This window comes from Streptomyces sp. NPDC044063 (genome assembly GCF_056434285.1).
The window spans coordinates 204,901-227,824 of sequence record NZ_JBWKFM010000004.1; the positions used below are offsets into that span (position 1 = coordinate 204,901).

Here is a 22,924-nt window from a genome sequence, read left to right on the forward strand (position 1 = left end):
CTCAGCGGCCCAGGACCTGGGCGATCCGCACGAACCCGTCCGCGCCGTGCCCCAGCCCGACGGCGCGGCGGGCCATGCCCTCGGCCGCGCGCATCACCCCCGCGTCGATGCCGTGGGCCTCGGACGCGTGCACGATGTGGGTCATGGACGACACCGCCGAGGTCAGCGGGTTGCCCTCGCCGGAGAAGGTGCCCTCGTCCGCCTCGGCGGCGGTCTCCTCGAAGAGCGGCGGGAGGATCGCCCCGATGCCCTGGGCGAACGGCGCCAGCTCCCGCGCGGTGATGCCCTCGGCCTTCGCCACCGCCAGGGCGTGGGCCCAGCCCGCCATCGCCGTCCAGAAGATGTCGAGCAGCGCGATGTCGTACGCCGCGGCCCGGCCGATGTCCTCGCCGAGATGGGTGAGGGTGCCGCCCAGCGCGTCCAGCACGGGACGGTGCTCCTCGTGGAGCTCGCGCGGACCGGAGAGGATGAACACCCCGGCGGGCGTTCCGATGGTGGGGGTCGGCGTCATGATGGCGCCGTCCAGGTACCGGATGCCGTGCCGGGCAGCCCACGCGCCGGTGTCCCGCGCCCGGTCCGGGGTGTCGGCGGTGAGGTTCACGAGGGTGCGTCCCTTGAGCGCGGCGGTGACCGCGTCGGTCCGCAGGACGGCGTCCGACGCGTCGTAGTTGACGACGCAGACCACGATCAGATCGCTCGCGGCGACGGCCTCCTCCGCCGTCCCCGCGCCGATCGCGCCCCGGGCGAGAAGCTCGCCGTCCCTGCCCGGCGTCCGGTTCCAGACCGTGGTGCGCACCCCGGCGTCCAGGAAGGCGCCGGCCAGCGCCCGGCCCATCGGTCCCAGCCCGAGCACGGTGACGGCAGACTGTTCGAAGCTCATGGAAATACCTGCGTCCTTATCCGGATGAAGAGTGATGAAGAGGGTGGAGATGACACGCAGTCGTGCCCAGGACACGAATGTCTGCGGGGTGACCGCCGCGATCGCCGTGATCGACGGCAAGTGGAAGACCGCCCTGCTCTGGCGGCTGGAGGCCGGCCCCATCCGCCCGGCCGAGCTGCGCCGGCAGGTGCCGGGCCTCAGTGAGAAGGTCCTGACCCAGGCGCTCCGCGAGATGGAGGCGGACGGGCTGGTGCACCGGGAGGTCCACGATGTGCTGCCGCTGAAGACGGTGTACTCGCTGACCGCCTTCGGGCGCGAGCTCTCCGAGGCCCTGGCCCCCCTGTCGGACTGGGGACACCGCCGCCTGGAACAGCTCGCCGAGGCCCAGGAGGCCTCCTGACGCGACGCCACCTCCGTCTCTCTCCCGCGTCACCGGGCGGCCCCTCCGGCCGCCCACCACCAGGTTCTCCCGACCGTGATCCGCAGCCAAGTACCCACAAAAAAGTGGGTACGGTCCGCCCCGGGAGACGACGGTCCGTCACCGGACCGGGGGGCCGGACGAAATTGATGGGATTTCCGTTCCCTGTGGGGAACCATCAGCTGTGGAAGGCGCTCTCTGAGGCCAGAGGCGTACGGACGTACGGAACAACCCACATGCGGGGGCGGTAAATGACGCGAAATGTCGGACAGCAGCGGTCGTCGGTGGCCCGGAAGGCCGCCGGGCGGACCGCCGCGGCGCTGGCGGCCGGACTGGCGCTGGTGATGGGAGCGGCGGGGACGGTCCAGGCGGCCCCCGCCGCCGGCGCCCGCGCCGAGGCGGGCTGTGACGCGCCGGCGGGCGCGGGCAGCGCCACCGCCGCGCGCACGGCCGCGAACGAGTCGGCCGCGGCGCCGGTGGCGGCGGCGATCGGCACCGCCGCGCAGAAGGTCTCCTACACGGTGGACTCCCAGCTGCCCATCGGCCTCTGGGCGGCCTCGGGCGTCACCCTGCGCACCCCCGTCACCAAGGGCAAGGTCCGGCTCGACGTCACCAGCAAGGGCTTCAGCACCGACTCGCTCGTGATCCAGCGCTTCGACCCGCGCTCCAAGCGCTGGATCGACCTGGACACCGGCCCCGGCGGCGGCAGCGCCCCCACCCACGGCGTCTTCACCTTCCCCGTGACGGCGAAGGACGCGAGCCCCCGGCACCCGTACTCCGTGGCCCTGCGGATGCAGGACCTCGACCGGCCCGGCACCCTGACGGTCACCGCCTCCGTCGCCGACGGCCGCGGCCACACCTACCGCGCCCCGGCCCGTACGGCCACCGCCACCCGCCCCGAGGTCACGGTCTCCGGCTGGCAGCGCGGCACGACGCTGGAGCGCGGCGGCGCCTCCCACGAGGTCACGGTCACGGTCCGGAACACCACCAACCGCCCGTACCCGGCCCTCGGCGCGTCCTACTTCGCCTACGGGGCGGGCACCAGTCACGCCCTGACGCCGAAGGACCTGGTGCTGCGTCAGTACCGGCCCGGCCACGGCTGGGAGCGCGTCGCGCTGGTCGCGGGCGGCTGCGACCCGGGCATGAGCGCCCGGCTGCTCCCCGCCGTCAAGGGCCCGCTCGCGCCCGGTGCCAGTGCCGTCTACCGGCTGAGCGTCGGCGTCGCGGCCTCCGCGCCGCGCGACGTGACCAGCGCGGACGCGGGTGTCGCGGTGGCCAACGGCGACGCGTCCTTCTTCTCGAAGGAGCTGCCGTTCACTGTGCGGGCGGCCAAGTCCGCGCAGTGAACGGACGGTTGTTCGACCGGAGGGCCGCTTGTCAGCTGTGGCGGACGGGCGGTTTGATGGGTCCACACGTCATGTACACCTCCGGGTAAGGGCGGCCGATGACGAGCGGTGACCGAGTACCTCGCCAGGGCGAACGGCCACTGCTGCGCAGGTTCGACCAGCGGCTGAACGAGCTCATCGCGGCCATCTACCCCGACGAGCGCAAGCGGCCCGGGTACGCCCGGCTGGCCAAGGAGATCCGGGAGACGACCGGGGGCACCATCTCCGGTACGTACCTGTGGGAGCTGGCCACGGGCAAGAAGCGCAACGTCACGCTGGAACAGCTGGACGTCCTGGCGGAGTTCTTCGGGGTGCCGCCGGAGTACTTCCTCAGCGACGAGGTGGCCGAGCGGGTCAACGCCCAGCTGGCGCTGGCGATCGCCCTGCGCGACACCCGGGTGCGCAATCTGGCGCTGCGCGCGGACGGGCTGTCGCCGGCGACCCTGGACGCGCTGCTGACCATGGTCGACGAGGCCCGCAAGGTGCAGAACCTCCCGCCCGACCAGCCCGCCTGACGAGCAGGGCACGACCGGGCCCGACCGAGCATGACCGGGCACGAGCGAGGGCCCCCGGGCCGGTGGCATCAGCCACCGGCCCGGGGGCCCTTGTCATGTCGTCGTGCCGGACGTCAGCGCTTGGCCGCGGCCTTCGCCTTCGGCGTGTTCGCCTCGGTGACGTTCACGGCGGACCAGGCGGCGTTCACCGTGCGGTACTCCGTGCTGTCCTGACCGTACATGTCCGCGGCGGCCTGCAGCGTCGCGACGCGGGCCTCGTGGAAGTCGGTCGTGGAGACCATGTACCGGGTCAGGGCGCGGTAGAAGATCTGCTCGGCCTTGTCCCGGCCGATGCCGGTGACGGTCGAGCCGTCGTGGGTCGGCGAGTCGTACTGCACGCCGCCGATGTTCTTCTTGCCGCTGCCCTCGGCCAGCAGGTAGAAGGCGTGCGAGGAGACGCCCGAGCCGGCGTGGACCTCGCGGTCGTACGAGCCCTCGTCCCAGTAGTCGACCGTGCCCTCGAGGGTGTCGAGGGAGGGCTTGTCCAGGCGGCGCAGGAACGTCTGGTCCAGGCCGAGCTTCTCGCCGAGCAGGTAGTTCGGCTTGTTGGCGGGGTTGTTGGTGCGGAACTCCACGCCCACGCCGAAGATGTCGGCGAGCGACTCGTTGAGCGAGCCCGCCTCGCCGAACTGGTTGCCGTCCTTGTCGACGCGCGTGGGCTGGAAGTCGGCCGTCGCCTCGACCACGCCGTGGCTGAGCTCGTGGCCGGTGACGTCCAGGGCCACCAGCGGCTGCTTGAACGTCACGCCGTCGCCGTCGCCGTAGAGCATGCAGGCGCAGTCGGGGGACCAGAAGGCGTTGCCGATCTTGTTGCCGAAGTGCACGAGGGCGTGCGGGCCGACACCGTCGTTCTTGATGCCGTCGCGGCCGAACGTCTTCTTGTAGTAGTCGAACGTGCTGGTGATGCCGTACTGGGCGTCGACCGCGGCGCTCGCCGGGTCGGCGGCGGTGCCGTTGCCCCACTTGTTGTCGGCGTCGGTGAAGGCCTTGCCGCTGCCGAAGGTCTCCAGCTCCTTGCGGCCCGCGTCACGGGTCTCGCCGTCGCCGCGGCTGGGGTCCTTGAGGGTGAAGGAGCTCTTCGCCGTCTGGGTGGTGAGCAGCGGCACACCGCCCACGAAGATGGAGGCGCCGGTGCCGTTGGCGGGCGCCGGGAAGGCGCCGGCGGCGGGCTTGGCCGGGCTCGGCGTGGTGGGCTTGGCGGCGACCCGCGGGGTGGCCTTCTCGCCCTTGCTGCGCAGCGTGGACTTCAGGCGCGGCGAGATGAAGCCGTCGCTGAGCGGGGTGCTGCTGATGACCTTGCCCGAGCCGGCGTCGACGACGACGGCCTTGGCGACGCCGGTGCCGGCGTCGTCGGTCTTGACGGTCACCTGGTAGGCGAGGACCGGGCCGTTGCCGCGGGCGTCGACCACGAGCTCGGCCTTGCCGGCGGTGCCGCCGGCGGCCTTGGCGGCCTTGGTGGCCGCCTCGTGGGCGCTCAGCTTGGGCGTGACGCTCGGCAGGGAGACCTTGCGGCCGTTGGCGCGGGTCACGCCGGTGTACTGGTTCTTGGCGTCGAGGTGGACGACCATGTCGGCGCCGATGACCGTGACGCCGCGGTGGACCCGCTCGAAGCGGACGTGCCGCTTGCCCTCCGGGTCGACGAGGGTGTCCTTGACCTTCAGCGTGTCGTCCGTGCCGACGCCGGTCTCCTTGGCGTGGGCGGCCGCGGCGCCGCGGGCCGCCTTGACGACGTCCGCCTGCTTGGCGGCGGCGGCCGCGCCCCGGGCGGAGCTCGCGGCGGCGTCACGGGAGGAGCCGGAGGGGATGGCGACGGCCGTGCCGGCCATCGTCGCGGCGGCGGCCACGGCCACGGCGACGGTCACGATCCGTCTGCGGGGTGCTGCCGATATGGAGGATGTGGGGGATATACGCACTTTCAGCGCCCTTTGTCATCAGGGCGGTTCGGGCATGCCCGACCGCTCGCGTGCGCGTGGCGCCGTCACCAGCGACACCACGGGGACCTGTGGTCCGCGATGACTCTGCACGCATTGGCATGCGCATGAAAAGCGAAAATAGTCCGACTGTCGAACAATTGACCAGGAGTTAACAAAAGATCCACGTTCGGCAACCGCCGGGTGACATCCCGTCAACCCGGCGATGAGGACGGGCCGATCGGGCCCGAGGTTGCCCCGGATATGCGACTGCTCAGTATGTGAGATCGGAAGGCGCGTTCTGTGGGACAGGTCACCCCTCCACGAGACAGGTCACCCGGCCCCGAGACAGGTCACCCGGCCCCGAGACAGGTCACCCGGCCCCGAGACAGGTCACCCGGCCCCGAGACAGGTCACCCCTCCCCGAGACAGGTCACCCCGCCCGGAGACAGGTCACCCCGCCCAGTCGCCGCCCGGCACCCGCCTGCCGTCCACCCGCAGCCGCCGGGCCACCCGCTCCGCCGCGAGGTAGGCCCACCCGCGCGCCCCGCCCCCGCCCCGGACCGTCACCTCGCGCACGACGCGCTCGTAGAGGTTGCGCGGGTCGCCCGGCCGGTGGTCCTCCAGCGCGTCGAGGGCCGCCAGCACCTCGTCGTACGCCGCCGGGGCCACCGTGATCAGCTCACCCCGCACCTCGCCCGGGCCGGCGACCGCGTACGGGTAGCCCGGCCCCTCGTACAGCACCGCGCCCCGCAGCGTCGCCGGCTCCTCCGTCACCACCCGGCCGCGCAGGAAGCGGTCGTGGTTGTGCCGCCCGGGGCGCAGCGTCCCGTAGACGAAGAAGGGCAGACGCGGGGAATCCTCGCAGGTCATCGCTGTGTCCTTCCCCGCCGTCGCCGGAAGGCGGGCGCGGTCCGCCGGTCGTACCATCAGGAGTATGGGTGAGCGGTCGGTCGTGTCCTCCGCCCCATCCGCCCCCGAACTCGTCGTCGAGGCCGATGGCGGCTCGCAGGTGATGAGTCCGAGCCGGATCTACCACGTGGGGCGCGACCCGTCGAGCGACATCGTGCTGCGGGACACACGCGTCTCGTGGCACCACGCCGTCCTGCGCCCGGTCGAGGGCCACTGGACCCTCGAGGACACCGGCAGCACCAACGGCACCTTCACCGAGGGCCACCGCGTCCAGTCCCTGGACGTGGAGCCCGGCAGCGTCGTCCGCTTCGGCAACCCCGCCGACGGCCCCGCCGCCGTTGTCACCGGCATCCGCCCCCACCACCCGGACGAGCCCCCGCCCGTTTCCCACCCCGCCGCCACCGGGACCTTCCGGCGCCCCACCTCGGTGCGCCCGCTGCCCGCCCGGACCGTGCGTATCGGCCGCGGCTTCGACAACGACCTCGTCGTCGACGACCTCATCGTCTCCCGGCACCACGCCGAGCTGCGCGCCCGCCCCGACGGCGCCCACGAGATCGTCGACCTCGGCAGCCACAACGGCACCTACCTCGACGGCGTCCGCGTCCAGCGCGCCCTCGTCGGCCCCGGCGACATCGTCGGCATCGGTCACTCCACGTTCCGCCTGGTCGGCGACGAGCTCCAGGAGTTCGTCGACACCGGTGAGGTCTCCCTCGACGTCCAGAACCTGTCGGTCCACGTCGACAAGGGCCGCAAGACGCTCCTGGACGACGTGTCCTTCCCCGTCGGCGCCCGCTGCCTGCTGGCCGTCGTCGGCCCCAGCGGCGCCGGCAAGTCCACCCTGCTCAACGCGCTGACCGGACTGCGCCCCGCCGACCACGGCACCGTCCTCTACGACGGCCGCGACCTCTACCACGACTACGCCGAGCTGCGCGCCCGCATCGGGCTCGTCCCCCAGGACGACATCCTCCACGCCCAGCTCACCGTGCGGCGCGCCCTGCGCTACGCGGCCGAGCTGCGCTTCCCCGGCGACACCGCCAAGCACGAGCGCGACGCGCGCGTCGAGGAGGTCATCGGCGAACTGGGTCTGGACCAGCGCGCCGACCAGCCCATCCACAGCCTCTCCGGCGGCCAGCGCAAGCGCGTCAGCGTGGCGCTGGAGCTGCTGACCAGGCCGTCCCTGCTCTTCCTCGACGAGCCGACCTCCGGCCTCGACCCGGGCATGGACCGCTCGGTGATGAACATGCTGCGCGGCCTGGCCGACGACGGCCGGACCGTCATCGTCGTCACCCACAGCGTCCTCAGCCTCGACGTGTGCGACCGGCTGCTGGTCCTGGCCCCCGGCGGGCGCGTCGCCTTCTACGGGCCGCCCCGCGACTCCCTGGAGTTCTTCGGCTTCGGTCAGTGGCCCGAGGCCTTCGAGGCGTTCGAGAACGACAGGGAGCGCGACTGGGCGGGTCAGTACCGTGCCTCCCCCGCGCACGGCCTCTACATCGCCGCCGCCAGCGAACAGCCCTGGCTCGCCGGCCGTGAGGCCCCGCCCAAGGCCGCCCCCAAGCCCCTCAAGGGCCAGGCCTGGGGTGCCCAGCTGTGGACCCTCATGCGCCGCTACGTCTCCGCGCTGACCTCCGACCGGACGTTCCTGGTCATCATGATCGCCCTGCCCTTCGTCATGGGGGCGATGACCCGCGCGCTGGCCGGCGGGCAGCTCAAGGAGTCCGCGGCGTCCGCGCTGCTCATCCTGTGCGTCGGCGCGGTCCTCACCGGAGCGGCCAACGCGGTGCGCGAGCTCGTCAAGGAACGCGTCATCTACCAACGGGAGAGAGCCGTCGGCCTCTCCAGATCCGCCTACGTGGCCTCGAAGATCGTGGTGCTCGGCCTGATCACCATCGCCCAGGCCGTCGTGCTGACGCTGGTGGCGCTGGCCGGGGTGAAGACCAACGCGCCGAACGGCCGGGGGGTGTTCCTCCCACCACTGGCCGAGATGGCCCTGGCCGTCGCGCTGCTCGCCTTCACCGCCATGATGATGGGCCTGCTGGTGTCGGCACTGGTGCGCAAGGAGGAGGTCACCATGCCGCTGCTGGTCCTCCTCGCCATCGTCCAGGTCGTCTTCTGCGGCGCGCTCCTCGCCGTCCAGGGCCGGCTCGTGCTGGAGCAGCTCTCGTGGCTGGTGCCCTCGCGCTGGGCCTTCGCGGCCCTCGCCGCCACCATCGACCTCCAGCACCTCGCCCCGGGCACCCACGACCCGCTCTTCGACCACACCCCCGCGATCTGGCTGCTCGACATGGGCATGCTCGTGGTCCTCTCGGTGCTCTACGGCTTCCTCGTGGTCCGGCTCCTGCGCCGCCACGAGCCCTCCGTCATGCGGAAATGACCGGGAGGGCCCATGACCACCGCCTCCTTCCTGCCCACCCACGTGGTGCCCAAGGGCGGGCTGCCGACCTGGGCCGCCCCGGACGCGGCCGTGCCCACCGAGCCCCTGGACCCGCTGCTGCCCGTCCAGCTCCTCACCCGGCGCGGCGACTGGGGACAGGTGCTGTGCTCCAACGGCTGGGCGGCGTGGGTCGACGCCCGGCTGCTGCTCTCCCTCCCCGAGAGCCCGCCCCCGGCGGGCGCCCCCATGACCCGCACCGACGACGCCCGCCGCCTGCTGGCCCGGGCCGAGGAGACCCTCGGCCGCTACCGGCACGCCGTCGAGGAGCTGGCGGCCGGCCGGACGGACGGCGAGACGTTCCACCGGACCACCCACGGGCTGCGCGTCGGCGCCGTCGTCGACGGCGGGTCCGTCTGGCTCTACGACGCCGAGGAGGACCGCTGGTGCTACTGCGACGGCACGGACACGGCGACCTTCGCCACCGGCGAGAGCGCCCCGCGCCCCGCCTCCGTACCGCCCGAGGCCACCCGCCTCGACACCCCCGCCACGGGACCCCCGGCCGCCCGGCCCGGTGAGGCCTGATGGCGGCCGGCGACGACCGCCGCGCCCGACCGGACGCCACCCTGGCCCCCGGCCCCTCCGGGCTGATCGGCCGCCGGATCGCCGGCTACCGCGTGGAGAGCGAGATCGGGCGCGGCGGCATGGCCGTCGTCTACCGCGCCACGGACCTGCGCCTGGGCCGCACGGTCGCGCTCAAGCTCCTGGCCCCCGAACTCGCCCGTAACGACACCTTCCGCGACCGCTTCGCGCACGAGTCCCGGGTGGCCGCCGCCATCGACCACCCGCACATCGTGCCGGTGTTCGAGGCCGGCGAGGTGGAGGGCGTGCTCTACATCGCCATGCGCTACGTGGCCGGGCTGGACCTGCGCGCCCTGCTCGACCGGGAGGGCCCGCTGCCGCTGACCACCACCGCGCGCATCGCCGGCCAGGTCGCCTCCGCGCTGGACGCCGCGCACGCCCACGACCTGGTCCACCGGGACGTCAAGCCGGGCAACATCCTGGTGGCCGAGGGCACCGACAGCGACCACCCCGAGCACGTCTACCTCACCGATTTCGGCCTGACGAAGAAGTCGCTGTCGCTGACCGGCTACACCCGGGTGGGCCAGTTCGTCGGCACGCTGGACTACGTGGCGCCCGAGCAGATCTCCGGCCGGCCCGTGGACGGGCGCTGCGACGTCTACAGCCTGGCGTGCGTGGTGTTCGAGACCCTCACGGGCGCGCCGCCGTTCCAGCGCGACGACGACATGGCGCTGCTGTGGGCGCACCAGTACGATCCGCCGCCGCTGCTGTCGCAGCGGGTGCGCGGGCTGCCCGTGCGGGTCGACGAGGTGCTCGAACGGGCGCTGGCCAAGGCGCCGGAGGACCGGTACGCGGGCTGCCTGGAGTTCGTCACCGCCCTGCGGCTGGCGGGCCGGGAGCGCCCGGTGGCGGCGACGGCCGCGACGCCGGACCACCCGCCCACCCGGCTGGCGACCTCGGTGACCCCGCCGCCCGACCCGCCGGAATGGGCGGCACCGGTGTTCCCCGGGCCGGGGCCGGGCTGACGGGGCGGGGGCGGTTCGGCACGGCCCCGGACTCACGCCGTGGGCGGCTCGTCGGCGCTCTCCCGCCGGGCCCGCAGCCTGGCGGCCGCGAACCCGCCCACGAGGCCCGCCAGGAACCCCCACAGCAACCCGAACCCCACCAGCCGCAGCAGCCGCGCGTGCAGCGACACCTCGCCTCCGAAGTCCCCGAGGTCGCCCAGCCCCAGCAGCGACAGGCCGAAGATCGCCGAGACCCGGGTGAGCAGACCGACGAACAGCAGCGTCACCGCGACCGCCACGGCCAGCCGCACGGCGAGCCGCCGGAGCGGGGTCCCGGCGGGGGAGCGCAGGCCCAGCACGAGCCCGGCCGCCAGCAGGGCCAGCCCCGCGAGCAGTGCCAGCAGCCACGCGCGCCCGTCGTACGCGGACAGCGAGGAGAGGTCCACCGTGCCCGTCCCGCCGTCGGTCTCCCGCAGCACCGCCGCCAGCGGCTTGGGCACGGGCAGCCCGATGTCGCCCGGCACCCGGCCCTCCCAGGCGCCGCCCAGGCCGATGCCGAACGCCATCCAGGCGAGGTTGGGCAGGCCCAGCAGCACGACGGCGAACGTCTGCGCCGGGTGCCCCCGGGCGAGGGCCGCGACCACCCCGGCGACCAGACCCAGGGCCACGTACGCCAGCAGCACCGTCACCATGACGAAGGCCGCCGGCCGGACGGAGTCCTGGTACCGCAGCAGCCGGGAGGGCAGCGGGGCCTTGCGGGACGCGGCCAGTGCCACGGCCAGCAGCACCAGCAGCCACAGCAGGCCATAGCCCAGGGTGGGGCCGACGGCGGCGCGGAAGCCGACGACCGGCGTGGCCCCCAGGGCCTCGCCCAGCTCGTCGAGGAACTCCTCGCCCACCCGGATCCGGAACGTGTGGCGGGCGGCCTGTGCGATCAGCAGCAGCGCGATCAGCCACAGCACGGCCGTCCGGGCGATCCGGGCCGGCAGCTCGCCCCCGCTCGTCACCGCGTGGTGCCGCAGCGGCCGCAGGAAGAGGGCCGCGAGCACCAGCGCCCCGGCCAGCGTCACCGACAGCGGCACCACCGTCAGCCCGCCACCGGTACGGGCCACGAACCCCGCGCCGCCGGAGAGTTCGACCCGGCCGCCGACGGCGGTGACCACCGTCGCCGCGACGACGGCGGGGAACGCCCCGCCCGGCAGGTCGTCGGCGCCCGCCGCCCACAGCCCGAGGGCCGCCACCACCCCCATGGCGGCCACTCCCGCGGCCACCGCCGCCAGGGCCTGCCCCCAGGCGCGCAGCTCGCGCGCGGCACCCCGCGGGGCGCTGGACGTCGTCGGCGGGCTCACACCGTCCACCGTAGGCCGGACTCCGCGGGGCCACCCGTCCGCGCGGGCGCCCGGGGGAATCCGGGCCGCGCACCACCGGCACCCCGCACGCCCGCTTGCGGGGCGCCCCGGTCCGGGACACACAATGTGCGCGGGGGTGATGAAAAGGAATAAAGGCCCCAGCGTAGGAGAAGGCGTGTCATCCGAGCCGCCGTCAGGAAGCCGTCCCACCGGACCCCCGTCCGGCCCGCTGTCGGGACGGGAGCCCCAGCCGCCGCGCACGCCCGGCGAACAGGAACCCACCCGCCAGGACTGGCCGGCCCGGCCGTCCGGTCCGTCCGGCCCCTCGGGTCCCTCCGGCCCGCCCGCGCCGCCCACGGGGGAGCACGGCACGCCCGGCGGCCCGCCGCCCGGCAAGGGGCCCTGGTGGCGGTCGAAGGTGGTGCTGGTCGCGGCCGCCGCGGTGGTCGTCGCCGCGGCCCTCGCCGTCTTCTTCCTCCGGCAGAGCGGCACCGCCGTCGGTGAGGTCTACCTCCAGGCCGCGAACTCCGACGGCCGCGACCCGTTCACCCGCTCGTCCGCCAAGGGCACGAGCGCCGCGGCGACCGCCGCGCCCGCCTACCCGCAGGGCACGAGCGGCGGCACCCGTACGGTCTCCGGCTCCACACCCGGCCTCTACGGAGGCACCCGCAACGTGGCCAGCTGCGACGTCGAGCACCAGATCGGCTATTTGAACCAGGATGCGAACAAGGCTCGCGCCTTCGCGGGCACCGCCGGCATCGAGCCCTCCGGACTCGCCTCCTACCTGCGCGGTCTGACCCCCTTGCAGCTGCGCGCCGACACCCGCGTCACCAACCACGGCTGGCGGGACGGCTCCGTCACCAGCTTCCAGTCCGTCCTGCAGGCCGGCACGGCGGTGCTCGTCGACGACCGGGGGATGCCCAGGGTACGTTGCGCGTGCGGCAACCCGCTCAAGCCGCCGGTCGCCGTGCAGGGCACCCCCAAGGCCAAGGGCGACACCTGGCCGGCCTACCGGCCGTCGGACGTGGTGGTCGTCTCACCCGCCGATTCCGTCCTGGAGGTCTTCGTGGTCTACGACCCCGCGACGGGACAGTGGTTCGAGCGCCCGGTCGGCACCGACGGCGAGGCGGATCGTTCCATCTCCGCCCCCAAGGGCGGGATGCCCACCGCGGCGCCGCCGCGCCCGGCCACGCCCGGCGGGCAGCAGACCCCGCGTCCGCAGCAGCCGCCGCGGCCCCAGCAGCCCACCACCCCGCACACCACCGCCCCCACCACCGCCCCGCCGACGACACAGCCGGCGTCCCCGCCGCAGCCCCCGCCCCCGCCGGCCTACGGGCCCCCGCCCGCACGGCCGCACGGCTGACGGACGACGGCCATCGACACGACCCGCACCGAGACGACGAACAGCGAGACGAGGACCCCCATGCCCGAGTCGTCCGCCACCCTCCCCGGGGCCGCCACCAGGCCCCGGCGGGGGACGGCGGCGGCCCCGCGCGGCGGGCCGGCGCCCCTGCTGCTGGCCGTGGCGGCCGTGGTCTACAACGACTGGCTGCTGGAGTTCCTCCTGCCCACAGGCCTGGACGCCCGGCACTCCTACGTCAGCGAGCTGTACGCCGCCGACCAGCGCTTCCACCTCCTCTTCGGCGGCATCGAGATCGTCGCCGCCGTCCTGGTGGTGACGGGGGCCCTCCTGGCGCGCGACCGCGCCGCCGGCGCCCTCGCGGCGGCGGGCTGGTGGTCGCTGGTGGCCTTCGGGGCGTTCTCGGTGGCCGACGTCGTCGTCCCGATGCGCTGCGCGCCCTCCGTGGAGAGCGGCTGCGAGGCCGTCAACCCCTGGCACACCACCACCAGCGCCCTCGTCCACGCCGCGCTGTTCGCCTCCATGGCCCTGCTGATCCTGGCCTCCGGGCCCGCCGCACCCCGGCCTCGGCCCCTGATCCGCCGCCTGGGGCCCTGGGTCCTGGCCACCGCCCTGGTGTCGGCGCTGGCCACGGTCGGACCGCTGTTCGGCCGTCCGGGCTGGCACGGGGTCCCCCAGCGGGCCCATCTGGTGCTGGTCGGCACGTGGTTCGTGCTGCTGACCCTCGCCCTCGCCCTCGGCCCGCGTACGGCACGGGACGGTCAGGCGCCGAGCGGCCCGTAGACGTGCAGGGCCCCGGAGAACGTGGCCAGGTAGACCCTGCCGTCGGCGACGGTCGGCGGCACGAACTTCGCGAACAGCCCCGTGTCGTCGCGGGCCGCGTTCATCCGGCTGTTCCACACCTCGTCCGTCAGGTCCGTCGCCCGGTAGACCCGCAGCACGCCGTCGACCACCGCCTGGTTGGCGTCCGCGCGGTACGGGTGGGAGGCCCACAGCAGCCCGGAGGCGGGATCGGCGCCGTCCGCCGAGACGGACAGGAAGCCGCCCGGCATGCCCGGCGACCCGCCGGGCACCCCCGTGGGGTCCACCGTGGTGCTCACCGACACCGGGGCCGTCCCCAGCAGGCCGCCGGAGAAGCGGTAGGCGCGCAGGAAGGCGTTCTCCGGCCAGACGTACACCCACGCCCCGGCCCCGAAGTCCCAGTGCACCGCGCCGCCGTGGATGTGGTGGCGGGCTCCGTCCGGCGGCACGACCGGGAAGCTCTGCGGGATCTGGCTGTCGGACCCCTCGTGGAAGCGGCCCAGGTCGTCCATGTCCAGCAGATAGAACTTCCCCGCCTTGCCGCCGCCCAGCAGCCGCCGCGTCCCCGGCACGAGCAGCGGCCCCGACGAGCCCAGGTCGATGTCGTCGGCGTCCAGGTCGGCGTTGTCGAACGGCGAGAACCAGTCCGCGAGGCCGAGGCCGGGGCTCAGCCTGACCACGCAGTCGCCCAGGTCCGAGCCGTCGGGGCGGAAGCCGCCGTTGCCCGTCAGGCAGTACAGGAAGCCCTCCTCGTCCACCCCCAAGCCCTGGCCGGCCTGCCAGATCCCGCCCAGGCCCGTGTGCGGGGTGGTGACGAACACCGCCGTCCGGCGCAGCGTGGCCGCGTCGAAGGCGAACACCCAGCCGTGGTACGGGCGCCGGTCGCCGTAGGCGGCGAACGCCGCGTACACCTGACCGTTCGCCAGGGTCAGCGCGGCGCGCTGGATCTGCCGCCTGCTCGTGAACGCGATCCGGCCGCCCACCGAGCCCTCGCCGTCCCCGGGCACCGTGGCGGCGACCCGCACCGGCCCGCCGAGCGTGCCGCGCCCGGTGTCCAGGTCCAGGGCGTGCAGCGTGTGGTGGTACTCCCCGCCCTCCTTGGTGAAGGCCAGCACGTAGAGCACGCGCCGCTCCGGGTCGATGACCGGCGTACTGACGACGCCCACCTCGACCTCGATGTCGCGGTAGCCCCGGGGTCCGATCTCCGGATCGGGCAGCGGGCAGGCGGGCCCCAGGGAGACGTGCCACAGGGGGTCCACCGCGGCGGGGTCGGCGGCGTCGAACGCGTACACGCTGTTGTGCATGGTGGCGACGTACACGACGGGCCGGCGGCCGCCCACGTAGAGCGGCTGGGAGTGGATCTGGCCGTCGACCGGCCGGCTGAACAGCTTCCCGAAGGTCTCGGGGCGCACCGTCGACGGACGCAGGACCGTCTCGCGGAGCTGGGCGCCGGTGCGCCGGTTGTCGTTGTGCTGCGTCGTGACGGACACGGGCCCCTCGGGCCCCGGCTCAGCCGCCGTCGTCCTCTCCACCGTCCTCGCCACCGTCCTCGCCTCCTCGGTCCCGGGCTCCGTTCCAGGTGCGGGGCCGCGGGGCGCCGGGCGCCTCCTCGGCCTCGTCGACCGCCGCGCTCACCAGGGCGTGGTGCGGGGAGAGCCGGCACGCGGGATCCGTGGCGGCCGGGTCGCCGGTGAGCTGGAACGCCTGGCAGCGGCAGCCGCCGTGGTCGATCTCCTTGCGCGGGCAGCTCCGGCACGGCTCCGCCATCCACGCCGTGCCCCGGAACCGTTGGAACGCCCGGGACCCGGACCAGATGGCGGCCAGGGAGGCCGCGCGGACGTTCACCACGCCCAGGTCCGGGATGACGCCGGCGGCCGGGCAGGGCAGGACGTCGCCGCGGGGCGTGACGGTCAGCTGGCGGGCGCCCCAGCCGTGCGTACAGGGCTTGGGCACGCCCGTGTGGTGGTCGGAGAAGACGTAGACGATCTCCAGCCGGCCGGCCAGCCGCCCGCGCGCCTCCCGCACCACCTCCTCGGCGGCCGCCAGCTGTGCCCGCGTGGGCAGCAGCGCCCGCCGGTTGAGCAGCGCCCAGCCGTAGTACTGGGCGTTGGCGAGCTCCAGCCGGTCCGCCCGCAGCTCCTCGGCGAGGCCGATCAGCGCCGCCGTGCGGTCGATGGTGGCGCGGTGCAGCACCACGTTCAGCGTCAGCGGCAGGCCCGCCTCCTTGACCCGGGCGGCGGCCGCCAGCTTGCGCTGGTGGACGCGGCCGCCCGCCAGCGCGTCGGCTCCGGCGGCCTCCGCGTCCTGCACGCTGATCTGTACGTGGTCCAGGCCGGCGGCGGTCAGGGCGGCCAGCCGCTCCGGGGTGAGCGCCTGACCGCCCGTGACGAGACCGGTGTACAGGCCCAGACCGTGGGCATGGGCGACGATCCGGTCCAGATCCGGGCGGAGCAGCGGCTCCCCGCCCGACAGGTGCGCCTGGAGCACCCCGAGGGCGCGGGCCTCGTCGAGGACCCGGCACCACTCGGCGAGCGTGAGCTCCTCGGCGTGGGCGGCGAGATCCAGGGGGTTGGAGCAGTACGCGCAGCGCAGCGGGCAGCGGTACGTCAGCTCGGCGAGCAGCCCCAGCGGCCTATCCACCGGGGGGCTCCGGGGGCTCCTGGGACCGCGGGGGCTCCGGGAGCTCCGGGGGCTCCGGGGGCGGGCCGGCGGGTTCTATCAGCCGTCGTTCGGCGAGGCGGGAGAGGAAGGCGCGGACGTCCTCCTCCGCCACCGGGTCGTACCGCCCGGACAGGGCCCCGACGATGCCGGGGACGTCGTGCCGGCCGTCGCACAGGGCGAGGACGGCCGTGCCCGTGGGGTTGAGCAGCAGGACGCCCTCCGGGTGGAGCAGCACACCGGCGTCGCGCACCGGGTCGTGGCCCAGCCGGACGCCGTGGCGCAGCCGCCACCGCGTGCCCGGCCCGTCGGTGCCGGACACGGCGTCAGTCCGTCCTGCTCGCGTGGTCCAGGGCGTCGAGCATGCTCCACAGCACGTCGCACTTGAAGGTCAGCGCGGCGAGCGCGGCGTCCTGCAGCTGCCGCGTGGTGCAGTACGACAGGACGAGCCCCAGGGCGTGCTGGGCGTCGCCGGTGGCCGCGGCGGGCCGGGTGGTGAAGTAGTCGTGGCCGGAGGCGTCGACCCAGGGGTAGTGGGCCCGCAGCGCCGCGAGCCGGTCGCGCATCAGACCGGGCGAGAACAGCTCGGTCAGACAGGCGGCGACGGCCTCGATCCAGGGCCGGGTACGGCAGAAGGTCACATAGGCGTCCGCGGCGAAGCGGACGCCGGGCAGGACGTGGCGCTCGTCCAGCACCTCGGCGCGGGTCAGCCCCGCGGCCTCGGCGAGCGCGAGCCACTGGGCGTTGCCGCCGCGCCCCTCGGCCGTGCCGTCCTGGTAGGTGATGCGCTGGGTCCAGCGGCGGCGCACCTCCGGGACGGGGCAGTTGGCGACGATGGCCGCGTCCTTCTGGGGGAGCAGCTTCTGGTAGTACCAGCGGTTGGCGATCCACCGCTGGAGCTCCCGGCGCGTCAGGCCGCCCTGGTGCAGCCGCAGGTGCACCGGGTGCCGGGACCAGTACTGGTCGGCGTGCGCGTGCAACGCGGTGGTGAAGGCCGAACGGCTCAGACGTCCTCCGGGCCCGGCGTCCGTCTCCGGGCCGGCCTCGGTCACCACCGGCCGGCGTACGCGGTGATCTCGGCGGGGAGCTCGACCTCGGTGAAGTCCGGCGGCACCCAGGGCAGCCGCCCGGGGTCCGCGGCCTTCCCGGCGGGGCGGGGCCCGGCGGCCGGGAGCGGACGGACGGCGGCCGGAAGCGGGCGGACCACGGCGGGAAGAGGGCGGACGGCGGCGGCGGTCGGCATGGACGGGATCCCCCTCGGTGACTTCCCGGTGCCGGCGGCACCGCGGCGACGACAGGGGTGCGCGAACCCCCCGTCCCAGGGTCCGCAATGCCGGGTACCGCTCGCAATCGCCGGAACGGGTGAACGAGCCGTTTGCCGTGATCGGCGCCGGGTACCCGGCGCCGATGATGAAGAGAACGAAGCCGTCCGTCGTGGTCGTCACCGGCGCCAGCGGTGGCGTGGGCCGGGCGACCGTCCGGGCCTTCGCCCGGCAGGGTGCCCGCGTCGCGCTGCTGGCCCGCGGCCACAAGGGGCTGGAGGCCGCCGCCGCCGAGGTGCGGGAGCGCGGCGGGCAGGCGCTGGTGGTGCCCACGGACATGGCCGACCACCGGCAGGTCACCGACGCGGCGAACCGGGTCGAGGAGGTGTTCGGCCCGGTCGACGTCTGGGTCAACAACGCCTGCGCCGGCGTCGTCGCCCCGTTCGTCGAGATCGAGCCCGACGAGTTCCGCCGCGTCACCGAGGTCACCTACCTGGGCTACGTGTACGGCACGCACGCCGCGCTGTCGCGCATGCTGCCCCGGGACCACGGCACCATCGTCCAGGTCGGCTCGGCCCTGGCCTACCGCGGCCTGCCCCTGCGGTCCGCGTGCAGCGGGGCCGAGCACGCCATCCAGGGCTGGCACGAGGCCCTGCGGTGCGAACTGCTCCACCAGCGCAGCAAGGTCCGCACGACCATGGTGCAACTGCCCTCCCTGAACACCCCGCAGTTCGGCTGGATCCTCAACCGGATGCCGCGCCGCCCCCGGCCCCTGCCACCCGTCTACGAGCCCGAGCTCGCCGCCCGCGCCATCGTGCACGCCGCCGCCCACCCCAAGCGCCGCGAGTACTGGGTCGGCGCCGCCACCGTGGCCACCCTCGTCGCCAACGCCGTCGCCCCCGGCCTGCTGGACCGCCACCTGGCCCGTACGGCCTACGACGCCCAGCAGCGCCCGGAGCCAGCGCCCGACCTGCCGGACGTGAACCTGTGGCACCCCGTCGACGGCGACGGCGGCCACGACCGCGGCGCCCACGGCGAGTTCGGCATGGGCGCGCGGGTGCACGGGCCGCAGCTCTGGCTCTCCGAGCACCGCGGCGCCCTGGCCTCGGGTGCCGCGGTCGCCGCGGCCGCGCTGGCCGCCGCGCGGATGCGCGTGGACCATGGACGCCATGAGCGGTGACACGACGAGTAGTGGCACGACGAGTGGTGACACGACCCCGACCGATTCCCGCCGGCGCACCGTGCTGGCCCGGCACGGCGAGGCCCTGGACCTCTTCACCGACCGGGTGCGCGCGATCCGCCCCGGGCAGTGGGACGCGGCCACGCCGTGCACCGAGTGGACGGTGCGCGACCTGGTCAACCACCTGACCGTCGAACAGCTGTGGGTGCCGCCCATGCTGGAGGGCCGGACCATCGCCGAGGTGGGCGACGCCTTCGACGGCGACCAGCTGGGCGACGACCCCGTCGCCGCCTGGGAACGGGCGGCCGAGGCGGCCCGGGAGGCCTTCCACGCCCGCGGCGCGATGGGCCGGGCCGTGCACCTGTCCTACGGGAGCACCCCGGCCCACGCCTACTGCGCGCAGATGGTCGCCGATCTGGTGGTGCACGCCTGGGACCTCTCCCGCGCCATCGGCGCCGAGGAACACCCCTCCAGGGCGCTGGCCGACTTCACCCGGCACGAGGTCGAGCCGTACGCCGACGGCCTCTCGGGCTCCGGGCTGTTCGGGAAGCCGGTGGAGGCGCCCCCCGGGGCCGACGCCTGGCAGCGCCTCCTGGCCCGCCTCGGCCGGGAGCCCTGAGCCGGGGAGCCCTGAACCGGGAGCCCGAGTGGCTCACACGGCGAGCCGCGGCAGCACCTCGGTGCGGTAGAAGTCGAAGAAGCCCTGCTGCAACGGCCCGATCTGGCCCACGTGCACCCGGTCGAAGCCGGCCTCGGCGTACGCGCGCAGCGCGGCCACGTGCTCGTCGACGTCGGCCCCGCAGGTCACGTTGGCGGCCACGCGCTCGCGCGGCACCAGCTCGACGGCCTGCTCGAAGTGGGCGGGCGTGGGCAGCACCTGGTTGAGCTCGCCCGGCAGCTGTTCCACCGCCCACAGCCGGTACGCGGTGGCCAGCGCCTCCTCGCGGTCCGGGCCCCAGCACACCTTCAGCCCGCCCTGCACCGGCTTCTGGCCGCCGCCGGCGCGGCGGAAGCGGGCCACCGCGTCCGCGTCCGGCACCATCGTCACCAGTCCGTCGCCGATCCGCCCCGCGACCTCCGTGGCCGCCGGGCCGAACGCCGACACGTCGATGGGCACCGGCTCCTCCGGCAGCGTGTAGAGCCGGGCGTTCTCCACGGTGTAGTGCTTGCCGTGGTGGCTGACCTGGCCGCCCCCGAAGAGCTGCCGCATCACCTGGACGGCCTCCTCCAGCATCTCCAGCCGCACCGCCGCCGCGGGCCAGGCGTCGCCCAGGATGTGCTCGTTGAGCGCCTCCCCGCTGCCCACCCCGAGCCGGAACCGGCCACCGAGCAGCACCGCGCTGGTGGCCGCCGCCTGCGCCGTGACCACCGGGTTCAGCCGCATGGTCGGGCAGGTGACGGCCGTCTCCACGGGCAGCGAGGTGGCTTGAGAGACCGCCCCGATCACCGACCACACCAGGGGGCTCTGCCCCTGCTCGCCGGTCCAGGGATGGAAGTGGTCGGAGATCCACAGTGAGGTGAACCCCGCCTGCTCCGCCATCCGCGCCTGCTCGACCAGGTCCTTGGGGGAGTGCTCCTCGCAGGAGAGGAAGTAGCCGTACTCGGTCATGGCGGTGGGTCCTCCGGGACGGCGCGGTGCGCTCGGAGGCGACGGGTATCCCCGGGAGGCCGCGGCGAAACATCTCAACATCTCCGGGCGTCGTGCGCGATGGCCGGGAGGGAGCGCAACCAAGGGATGGGCCGGCTTGTCCTACGGTTCATGACACGTTCATCAAAGAGGATCGTAGGACGCCGGATCGGCGTCGTTCTCGGCGCGGTCGGCCTGACCGCGCCCCTCACCGTGGCCCTGGGCGCCGGCACCGCCCAGGCGGCCGGCTCCGCCTGCACCGCCGGCACCGGCCCGTACCAGGCGAAGGTGGAGCGCTTCCTCGGCAGAACGGCCGACGGCCGGCAGTCCGTCGCCGACTGCCGGGCGATCCGCGAGTTCCAGCTGAACCACGGCATCAGCCCCGCCGCGGGCTACGCCGGGTCCGTCACCTGGGGCGTGATGGATCTCATGACCCGGCAGAAGGCCGCCGGGTCCCGCCCCAACGCCGACGGCGCGTGCCCGGTGAACAAGGGCCGCATAGCCTGCGTGGACCTCACCCGCCAGCTCAGCTGGATCCAGGACGGCGCGAAGCTGAAGTTCGGCCCGGTCCCCATCCGCTCGGGCCGTGACGGCTACGAGACGCGCACCGGCCTGAAGCGCGTCTACTGGCGCAGCGTCGACCACTGGTCGACGATCTACAAGGTCCGCATGCCCTACAGCCAGTTCTTCGACGGCGGCCAGGCCTTCCACTCCATCGACGGCAGCGTCTGGTCCCCGCCCGGCTCCCACGGCTGCGTCAACATGCGGCGCGGCGACGCCAAGACGTACTGGTCGCTGCTGCGCGACGGGGACGACGTCTTCGTCTACGGGCGCAAGCCCGGCACCTGAGGGGGCGCCGGGACCCCGATGATCAAGATAGATTCGGGGCCGGGCGTCTGCTGAGGAGAGGAACCGTGGAGAACACCGGCGACGGATCGATGCGTTTACCGCACCTTCGACTCGACGAGCTGCTGGAGGAGCTCCAGTCCCGGCTGGACGCCGCGCGCGGCACCCGCGACCGGGTGCACAGCCTGCTGGAGGCCGTGCTGTCGGTGGGGCGGGGGCTCGACCTCGAGCACGTGCTGCGCCGCATCGTCGAGGCGGCGGTGGTGCTCGTGGACGCCGAGTACGGTGCGCTGGGGGTGATCGGCCCCGACGGCCGGACGCTCTCCCAGTTCCTCACCGTCGGGCTGAGCGAGGAACGCATCGCGGCCATCGGACCCCACCCGTCCGGCCACGGGATCCTGGGCGAGCTCATCCGGCACCCGGTGCCGCTGCTGCTGCCCAGGATCGGCGACCACCCCGCCTCGTACGGCTTCCCGGCGGACCACCCGCCGATGCACAGCTTCGTGGGCGTGCCGATCCGCGTCCGCGACCAGGTGTTCGGGAACCTCTACCTGACGGAGAAGCGGGGCGGCGGCGGCTTCGAGGACGACGACGAGGTCGTACTGGCCACCCTCGCGGTCGCCGCGGGCGTCGCCATCGACAACGCCCGGCTGTACGAGGAGTCCACGCGCCGCGAGCAGTGGCTGCGGGCCGGCGCCGACGTGACCAACCGCCTGATGTCCGGCAGCCCGCCGGGCGAGGTCGTCGGCCTGATAGCCGAGCACGCCCAGCGCATCACCCGGGCCCGGCTGGCCACCGTGGCGCTGCCGCTGGCCGAGGGCACCGCGCTGTCCGTCGAGGTCGCCGTCGGCGAGCGGGCCGGGGAGATCCGCGGCCGGGTACTGCCGCTGGACGGCACCCTGACCGGCGCCGCGTACGCCTCCGGCGGCCCGGTGCACGGCCACGAGGTACGGACCACCACGGCCGGCACGCTCCCGGTCCTGCCCGGCCCCGCGGTGGCCGTGCCGGTGCGGTCGGGCGAGGCCGTACGGGGCGTGCTGCTGCTGGCCCGCGACCGGGGCGAGGCGGAGTTCACCCGCGAGGAGACCGAGCACCTGGCGGCCTTCGCCGGGCAGGCCGCCCTGGCCATGGAACTGGCGGAGCGCCGCGCCGACGCGGAGCAGATCGCGCTCCTGGAGGACCGCGACCGCATCGCCCGCGACCTCCACGATCTGGCCATCCAGCGGCTGTTCGCCACCGGCATGACGCTGCAGAGCGCCGACCGCTTCATCGACCACCCCGAGGCCGCCGAGCGCGTCCACCGGGCGGTCGACGACCTGGACGAGACCATAAAGATCATCAGGTCGACCATCTTCGGCCTCCGCTCCCGCGAGACCGCGCCCCAGCACGGCCTGCGCACCCGCGTCGTCCAGACCGTCGGCGAAGCCGGCACCCTCCTGGGCTACGCCCCCAGCCTGCGCATGGAGGGCCTGCTGGACACCCAGGTGCCCCGCGCGGCCGTCGACGACGTCGTGGCCGTCCTGGGCGAGGCCCTGGCCAACGTGGCCCGCCACGCCGGCGCCACGTCCACGGACGTGGCGGTGGTCAACGACGGCCACCACCTCGTCCTGACGGTCACCGACAACGGCACGGGCCTCCCCCGCACGGGCCACCCCCGCCGCAGCGGCCTCCGCAACCTCGCCGAACGCGCGACCCACCACGGCGGCGAACTCCACCTGACGTCACCACCGGACGGGGGGACGGCACTGACGTGGCGGATACCGCTGCCGTGATGGCGCATAGGCATTCTTTGTGAGACAGGACACAACGGTCGAATGCCGCCCTTGAG

At 74.3% G+C, this 22,924-nt stretch carries 22 protein-coding genes; 12 read left to right on the top strand and 10 right to left on the bottom strand.

From position 1 onward, the window contains the following. Position 1: 1 nt before the first annotated feature. Entirely contained in the window at positions 2 to 886 is an 885-nt protein-coding gene (locus AC07BS_RS07725) for an NAD(P)-dependent oxidoreductase (protein WP_478644202.1), read from the bottom strand. A 43-nt stretch (positions 887 to 929) separates the two neighbouring features. Between AC07BS_RS07725 and AC07BS_RS07730 the strand changes: the two genes are divergently transcribed. From AC07BS_RS07730 to AC07BS_RS07740, 3 genes are all read left to right on the top strand, one after another. Then, positions 930 to 1,280, top strand: coding sequence for a winged helix-turn-helix transcriptional regulator (locus tag AC07BS_RS07730; RefSeq protein WP_478644108.1), 351 nt, complete (start codon positions 930 to 932; stop codon positions 1,278 to 1,280). 269 nt (positions 1,281 to 1,549) lie between these two features. Beyond that, the gene (locus AC07BS_RS07735; RefSeq protein WP_478644106.1) at positions 1,550 to 2,644 is read left to right on the top strand and encodes a hypothetical protein; all 1,095 of its coding nucleotides are present in this window, start codon (positions 1,550 to 1,552) and stop codon (positions 2,642 to 2,644) included. 98 nt (positions 2,645 to 2,742) lie between these two features. Continuing rightward, on the top strand, positions 2,743 to 3,198 hold the full coding sequence (locus tag AC07BS_RS07740) for a hypothetical protein (RefSeq protein WP_478644105.1): 456 nt from the start codon (positions 2,743 to 2,745) through the stop codon (positions 3,196 to 3,198). Positions 3,199 to 3,311: 113 nt separating this feature from the next. Here the strand turns inward: AC07BS_RS07740 and AC07BS_RS07745 are convergent, their stop codons facing one another. Together AC07BS_RS07745 and AC07BS_RS07750 are read right to left on the bottom strand one after the other, a co-directional pair. Further along, positions 3,312 to 5,063, bottom strand: coding sequence for a M4 family metallopeptidase (locus tag AC07BS_RS07745; RefSeq protein WP_478644200.1), 1,752 nt, complete (start codon positions 5,061 to 5,063; stop codon positions 3,312 to 3,314). Between the two features lie 537 nt (positions 5,064 to 5,600). Next, positions 5,601 to 6,020, bottom strand: coding sequence for a gamma-glutamylcyclotransferase family protein (locus tag AC07BS_RS07750; protein ID WP_478644103.1), 420 nt, complete (start codon positions 6,018 to 6,020; stop codon positions 5,601 to 5,603). 64 nt (positions 6,021 to 6,084) lie between these two features. On the opposite strand from AC07BS_RS07750, the gene AC07BS_RS07755 reads away from it, so the two are divergent. From AC07BS_RS07755 to AC07BS_RS07765, 3 genes are read left to right on the top strand one after another with little or no spacing between them, the layout of a single operon-like run. After that, positions 6,085 to 8,430, top strand: a complete 2,346-nt coding sequence (locus AC07BS_RS07755; RefSeq protein WP_478644102.1) for an ABC transporter ATP-binding protein/permease — start codon at positions 6,085 to 6,087, stop codon at positions 8,428 to 8,430. A gap of 12 nt (positions 8,431 to 8,442) precedes the next feature. After that, the gene (locus AC07BS_RS07760) at positions 8,443 to 9,012 is read left to right on the top strand and encodes a hypothetical protein (RefSeq protein ID WP_478644099.1); all 570 of its coding nucleotides are present in this window, start codon (positions 8,443 to 8,445) and stop codon (positions 9,010 to 9,012) included. Beyond that, entirely contained in the window at positions 9,012 to 10,034 is a 1,023-nt protein-coding gene (locus AC07BS_RS07765; protein ID WP_478930866.1) for a serine/threonine-protein kinase, read from the top strand. The genes AC07BS_RS07760 and AC07BS_RS07765 overlap by 1 nt, the downstream gene beginning before the upstream one ends. Before the next feature lie 32 nt (positions 10,035 to 10,066). On the opposite strand, the gene AC07BS_RS07770 is transcribed toward AC07BS_RS07765, so the two are convergent. Continuing rightward, complete coding sequence (locus tag AC07BS_RS07770; protein WP_478644095.1) at positions 10,067 to 11,362, bottom strand: streptophobe family protein; 1,296 nt, start codon at positions 11,360 to 11,362, stop codon at positions 10,067 to 10,069. A 175-nt stretch (positions 11,363 to 11,537) separates the two neighbouring features. On the opposite strand from AC07BS_RS07770, the gene AC07BS_RS07775 reads away from it, so the two are divergent. Next, a complete protein-coding gene (locus AC07BS_RS07775) occupies positions 11,538 to 12,725 on the top strand; it encodes a DUF6777 domain-containing protein (protein ID WP_478644092.1) in 1,188 nt (395 codons plus the stop codon). A 60-nt stretch (positions 12,726 to 12,785) separates the two neighbouring features. Next, on the top strand, positions 12,786 to 13,505 hold the full coding sequence (locus tag AC07BS_RS07780) for a DUF998 domain-containing protein (RefSeq protein WP_478644091.1): 720 nt from the start codon (positions 12,786 to 12,788) through the stop codon (positions 13,503 to 13,505). Here the strand turns inward: AC07BS_RS07780 and AC07BS_RS07785 are convergent. From AC07BS_RS07785 to pqqA, 5 genes are read right to left on the bottom strand one after another with little or no spacing between them, the layout of a single operon-like run. After that, positions 13,484 to 15,013 (bottom strand): PQQ-binding-like beta-propeller repeat protein, encoded by a 1,530-nt coding sequence (locus AC07BS_RS07785; RefSeq protein ID WP_478930869.1) that lies wholly within the window; start codon positions 15,011 to 15,013, stop codon positions 13,484 to 13,486. The genes AC07BS_RS07780 and AC07BS_RS07785 overlap by 22 nt on opposite strands. Before the next feature lie 19 nt (positions 15,014 to 15,032). After that, entirely contained in the window at positions 15,033 to 16,163 is a 1,131-nt protein-coding gene (gene pqqE / locus AC07BS_RS07790; RefSeq protein WP_478930870.1) for a pyrroloquinoline quinone biosynthesis protein PqqE, read from the bottom strand. Beyond that, complete coding sequence (gene pqqD, locus AC07BS_RS07795) at positions 16,156 to 16,503, bottom strand: pyrroloquinoline quinone biosynthesis peptide chaperone PqqD (protein WP_478930872.1); 348 nt, start codon at positions 16,501 to 16,503, stop codon at positions 16,156 to 16,158. Before pqqD ends, pqqE begins: the two co-directional genes overlap by 8 nt. 4 nt (positions 16,504 to 16,507) lie before the next feature. Further along, positions 16,508 to 17,233, bottom strand: coding sequence for a pyrroloquinoline-quinone synthase PqqC (pqqC, locus tag AC07BS_RS07800; protein ID WP_478930874.1), 726 nt, complete (start codon positions 17,231 to 17,233; stop codon positions 16,508 to 16,510). After that, positions 17,230 to 17,424, bottom strand: a complete 195-nt coding sequence (gene pqqA, locus AC07BS_RS07805; protein ID WP_478644081.1) for a pyrroloquinoline quinone precursor peptide PqqA — start codon at positions 17,422 to 17,424, stop codon at positions 17,230 to 17,232. The genes pqqC and pqqA overlap by 4 nt, the downstream gene beginning before the upstream one ends. Positions 17,425 to 17,591: 167 nt before the next feature. Between pqqA and AC07BS_RS07810 the strand changes: the two genes are divergently transcribed. Then, positions 17,592 to 18,623 (top strand): SDR family oxidoreductase, encoded by a 1,032-nt coding sequence (locus AC07BS_RS07810; protein ID WP_478930996.1) that lies wholly within the window; start codon positions 17,592 to 17,594, stop codon positions 18,621 to 18,623. Next, positions 18,613 to 19,242, top strand: a complete 630-nt coding sequence (locus AC07BS_RS07815; RefSeq protein WP_478930876.1) for a TIGR03086 family metal-binding protein — start codon at positions 18,613 to 18,615, stop codon at positions 19,240 to 19,242. The genes AC07BS_RS07810 and AC07BS_RS07815 overlap by 11 nt, the downstream gene beginning before the upstream one ends. Positions 19,243 to 19,275: 33 nt before the next feature. Here the strand turns inward: AC07BS_RS07815 and AC07BS_RS07820 are convergent, their stop codons facing one another. Continuing rightward, a complete protein-coding gene (locus tag AC07BS_RS07820) occupies positions 19,276 to 20,232 on the bottom strand; it encodes an LLM class F420-dependent oxidoreductase (protein WP_478930878.1) in 957 nt (318 codons plus the stop codon). A 150-nt stretch (positions 20,233 to 20,382) separates the two neighbouring features. Here AC07BS_RS07820 and AC07BS_RS07825 point away from each other — a divergent pair, with 150 nt between their 5' ends. Together AC07BS_RS07825 and AC07BS_RS07830 are read left to right on the top strand one after the other, a co-directional pair. Further along, complete coding sequence (locus AC07BS_RS07825) at positions 20,383 to 21,099, top strand: L,D-transpeptidase (RefSeq protein WP_478930879.1); 717 nt, start codon at positions 20,383 to 20,385, stop codon at positions 21,097 to 21,099. Between the two features lie 89 nt (positions 21,100 to 21,188). Continuing rightward, positions 21,189 to 22,868, top strand: a complete 1,680-nt coding sequence (locus tag AC07BS_RS07830) for a sensor histidine kinase (protein ID WP_478930998.1) — start codon at positions 21,189 to 21,191, stop codon at positions 22,866 to 22,868. Positions 22,869 to 22,924 lie beyond the last annotated feature (56 nt).

Excerpts from the sequence above, each read along its gene's own strand:
- AC07BS_RS07730 (WP_478644108.1), top strand. The coding sequence starts at position 930 with ATGACACGCAGTCGTGCCCAGGACACGAATGTCTGCGGGGTGACCGCC.
- AC07BS_RS07735 (WP_478644106.1), top strand. The coding sequence starts at position 1,550 with ATGACGCGAAATGTCGGACAGCAGCGGTCGTCGGTGGCCCGGAAGGCC.
- AC07BS_RS07740 (WP_478644105.1), top strand. The coding sequence starts at position 2,743 with ATGACGAGCGGTGACCGAGTACCTCGCCAGGGCGAACGGCCACTGCTG.
- AC07BS_RS07745 (WP_478644200.1), bottom strand. The coding sequence starts at position 5,063 with ATGGCCGGCACGGCCGTCGCCATCCCCTCCGGCTCCTCCCGTGACGCC.
- AC07BS_RS07750 (WP_478644103.1), bottom strand. The coding sequence starts at position 6,020 with ATGACCTGCGAGGATTCCCCGCGTCTGCCCTTCTTCGTCTACGGGACG.
- AC07BS_RS07755 (WP_478644102.1), top strand. The coding sequence starts at position 6,085 with ATGGGTGAGCGGTCGGTCGTGTCCTCCGCCCCATCCGCCCCCGAACTC.
- AC07BS_RS07760 (WP_478644099.1), top strand. The coding sequence starts at position 8,443 with ATGACCACCGCCTCCTTCCTGCCCACCCACGTGGTGCCCAAGGGCGGG.
- AC07BS_RS07765 (WP_478930866.1), top strand. The coding sequence starts at position 9,012 with ATGGCGGCCGGCGACGACCGCCGCGCCCGACCGGACGCCACCCTGGCC.
- AC07BS_RS07780 (WP_478644091.1), top strand. The coding sequence starts at position 12,786 with ATGCCCGAGTCGTCCGCCACCCTCCCCGGGGCCGCCACCAGGCCCCGG.
- pqqA (WP_478644081.1), bottom strand. The coding sequence starts at position 17,424 with ATGCCGACCGCCGCCGCCGTCCGCCCTCTTCCCGCCGTGGTCCGCCCG.
- AC07BS_RS07810 (WP_478930996.1), top strand. The coding sequence starts at position 17,592 with ATGAAGAGAACGAAGCCGTCCGTCGTGGTCGTCACCGGCGCCAGCGGT.
- AC07BS_RS07815 (WP_478930876.1), top strand. The coding sequence starts at position 18,613 with ATGAGCGGTGACACGACGAGTAGTGGCACGACGAGTGGTGACACGACC.
- AC07BS_RS07820 (WP_478930878.1), bottom strand. The coding sequence starts at position 20,232 with ATGACCGAGTACGGCTACTTCCTCTCCTGCGAGGAGCACTCCCCCAAG.
- AC07BS_RS07825 (WP_478930879.1), top strand. The coding sequence starts at position 20,383 with ATGACACGTTCATCAAAGAGGATCGTAGGACGCCGGATCGGCGTCGTT.
- AC07BS_RS07830 (WP_478930998.1), top strand. The coding sequence starts at position 21,189 with ATGCGTTTACCGCACCTTCGACTCGACGAGCTGCTGGAGGAGCTCCAG.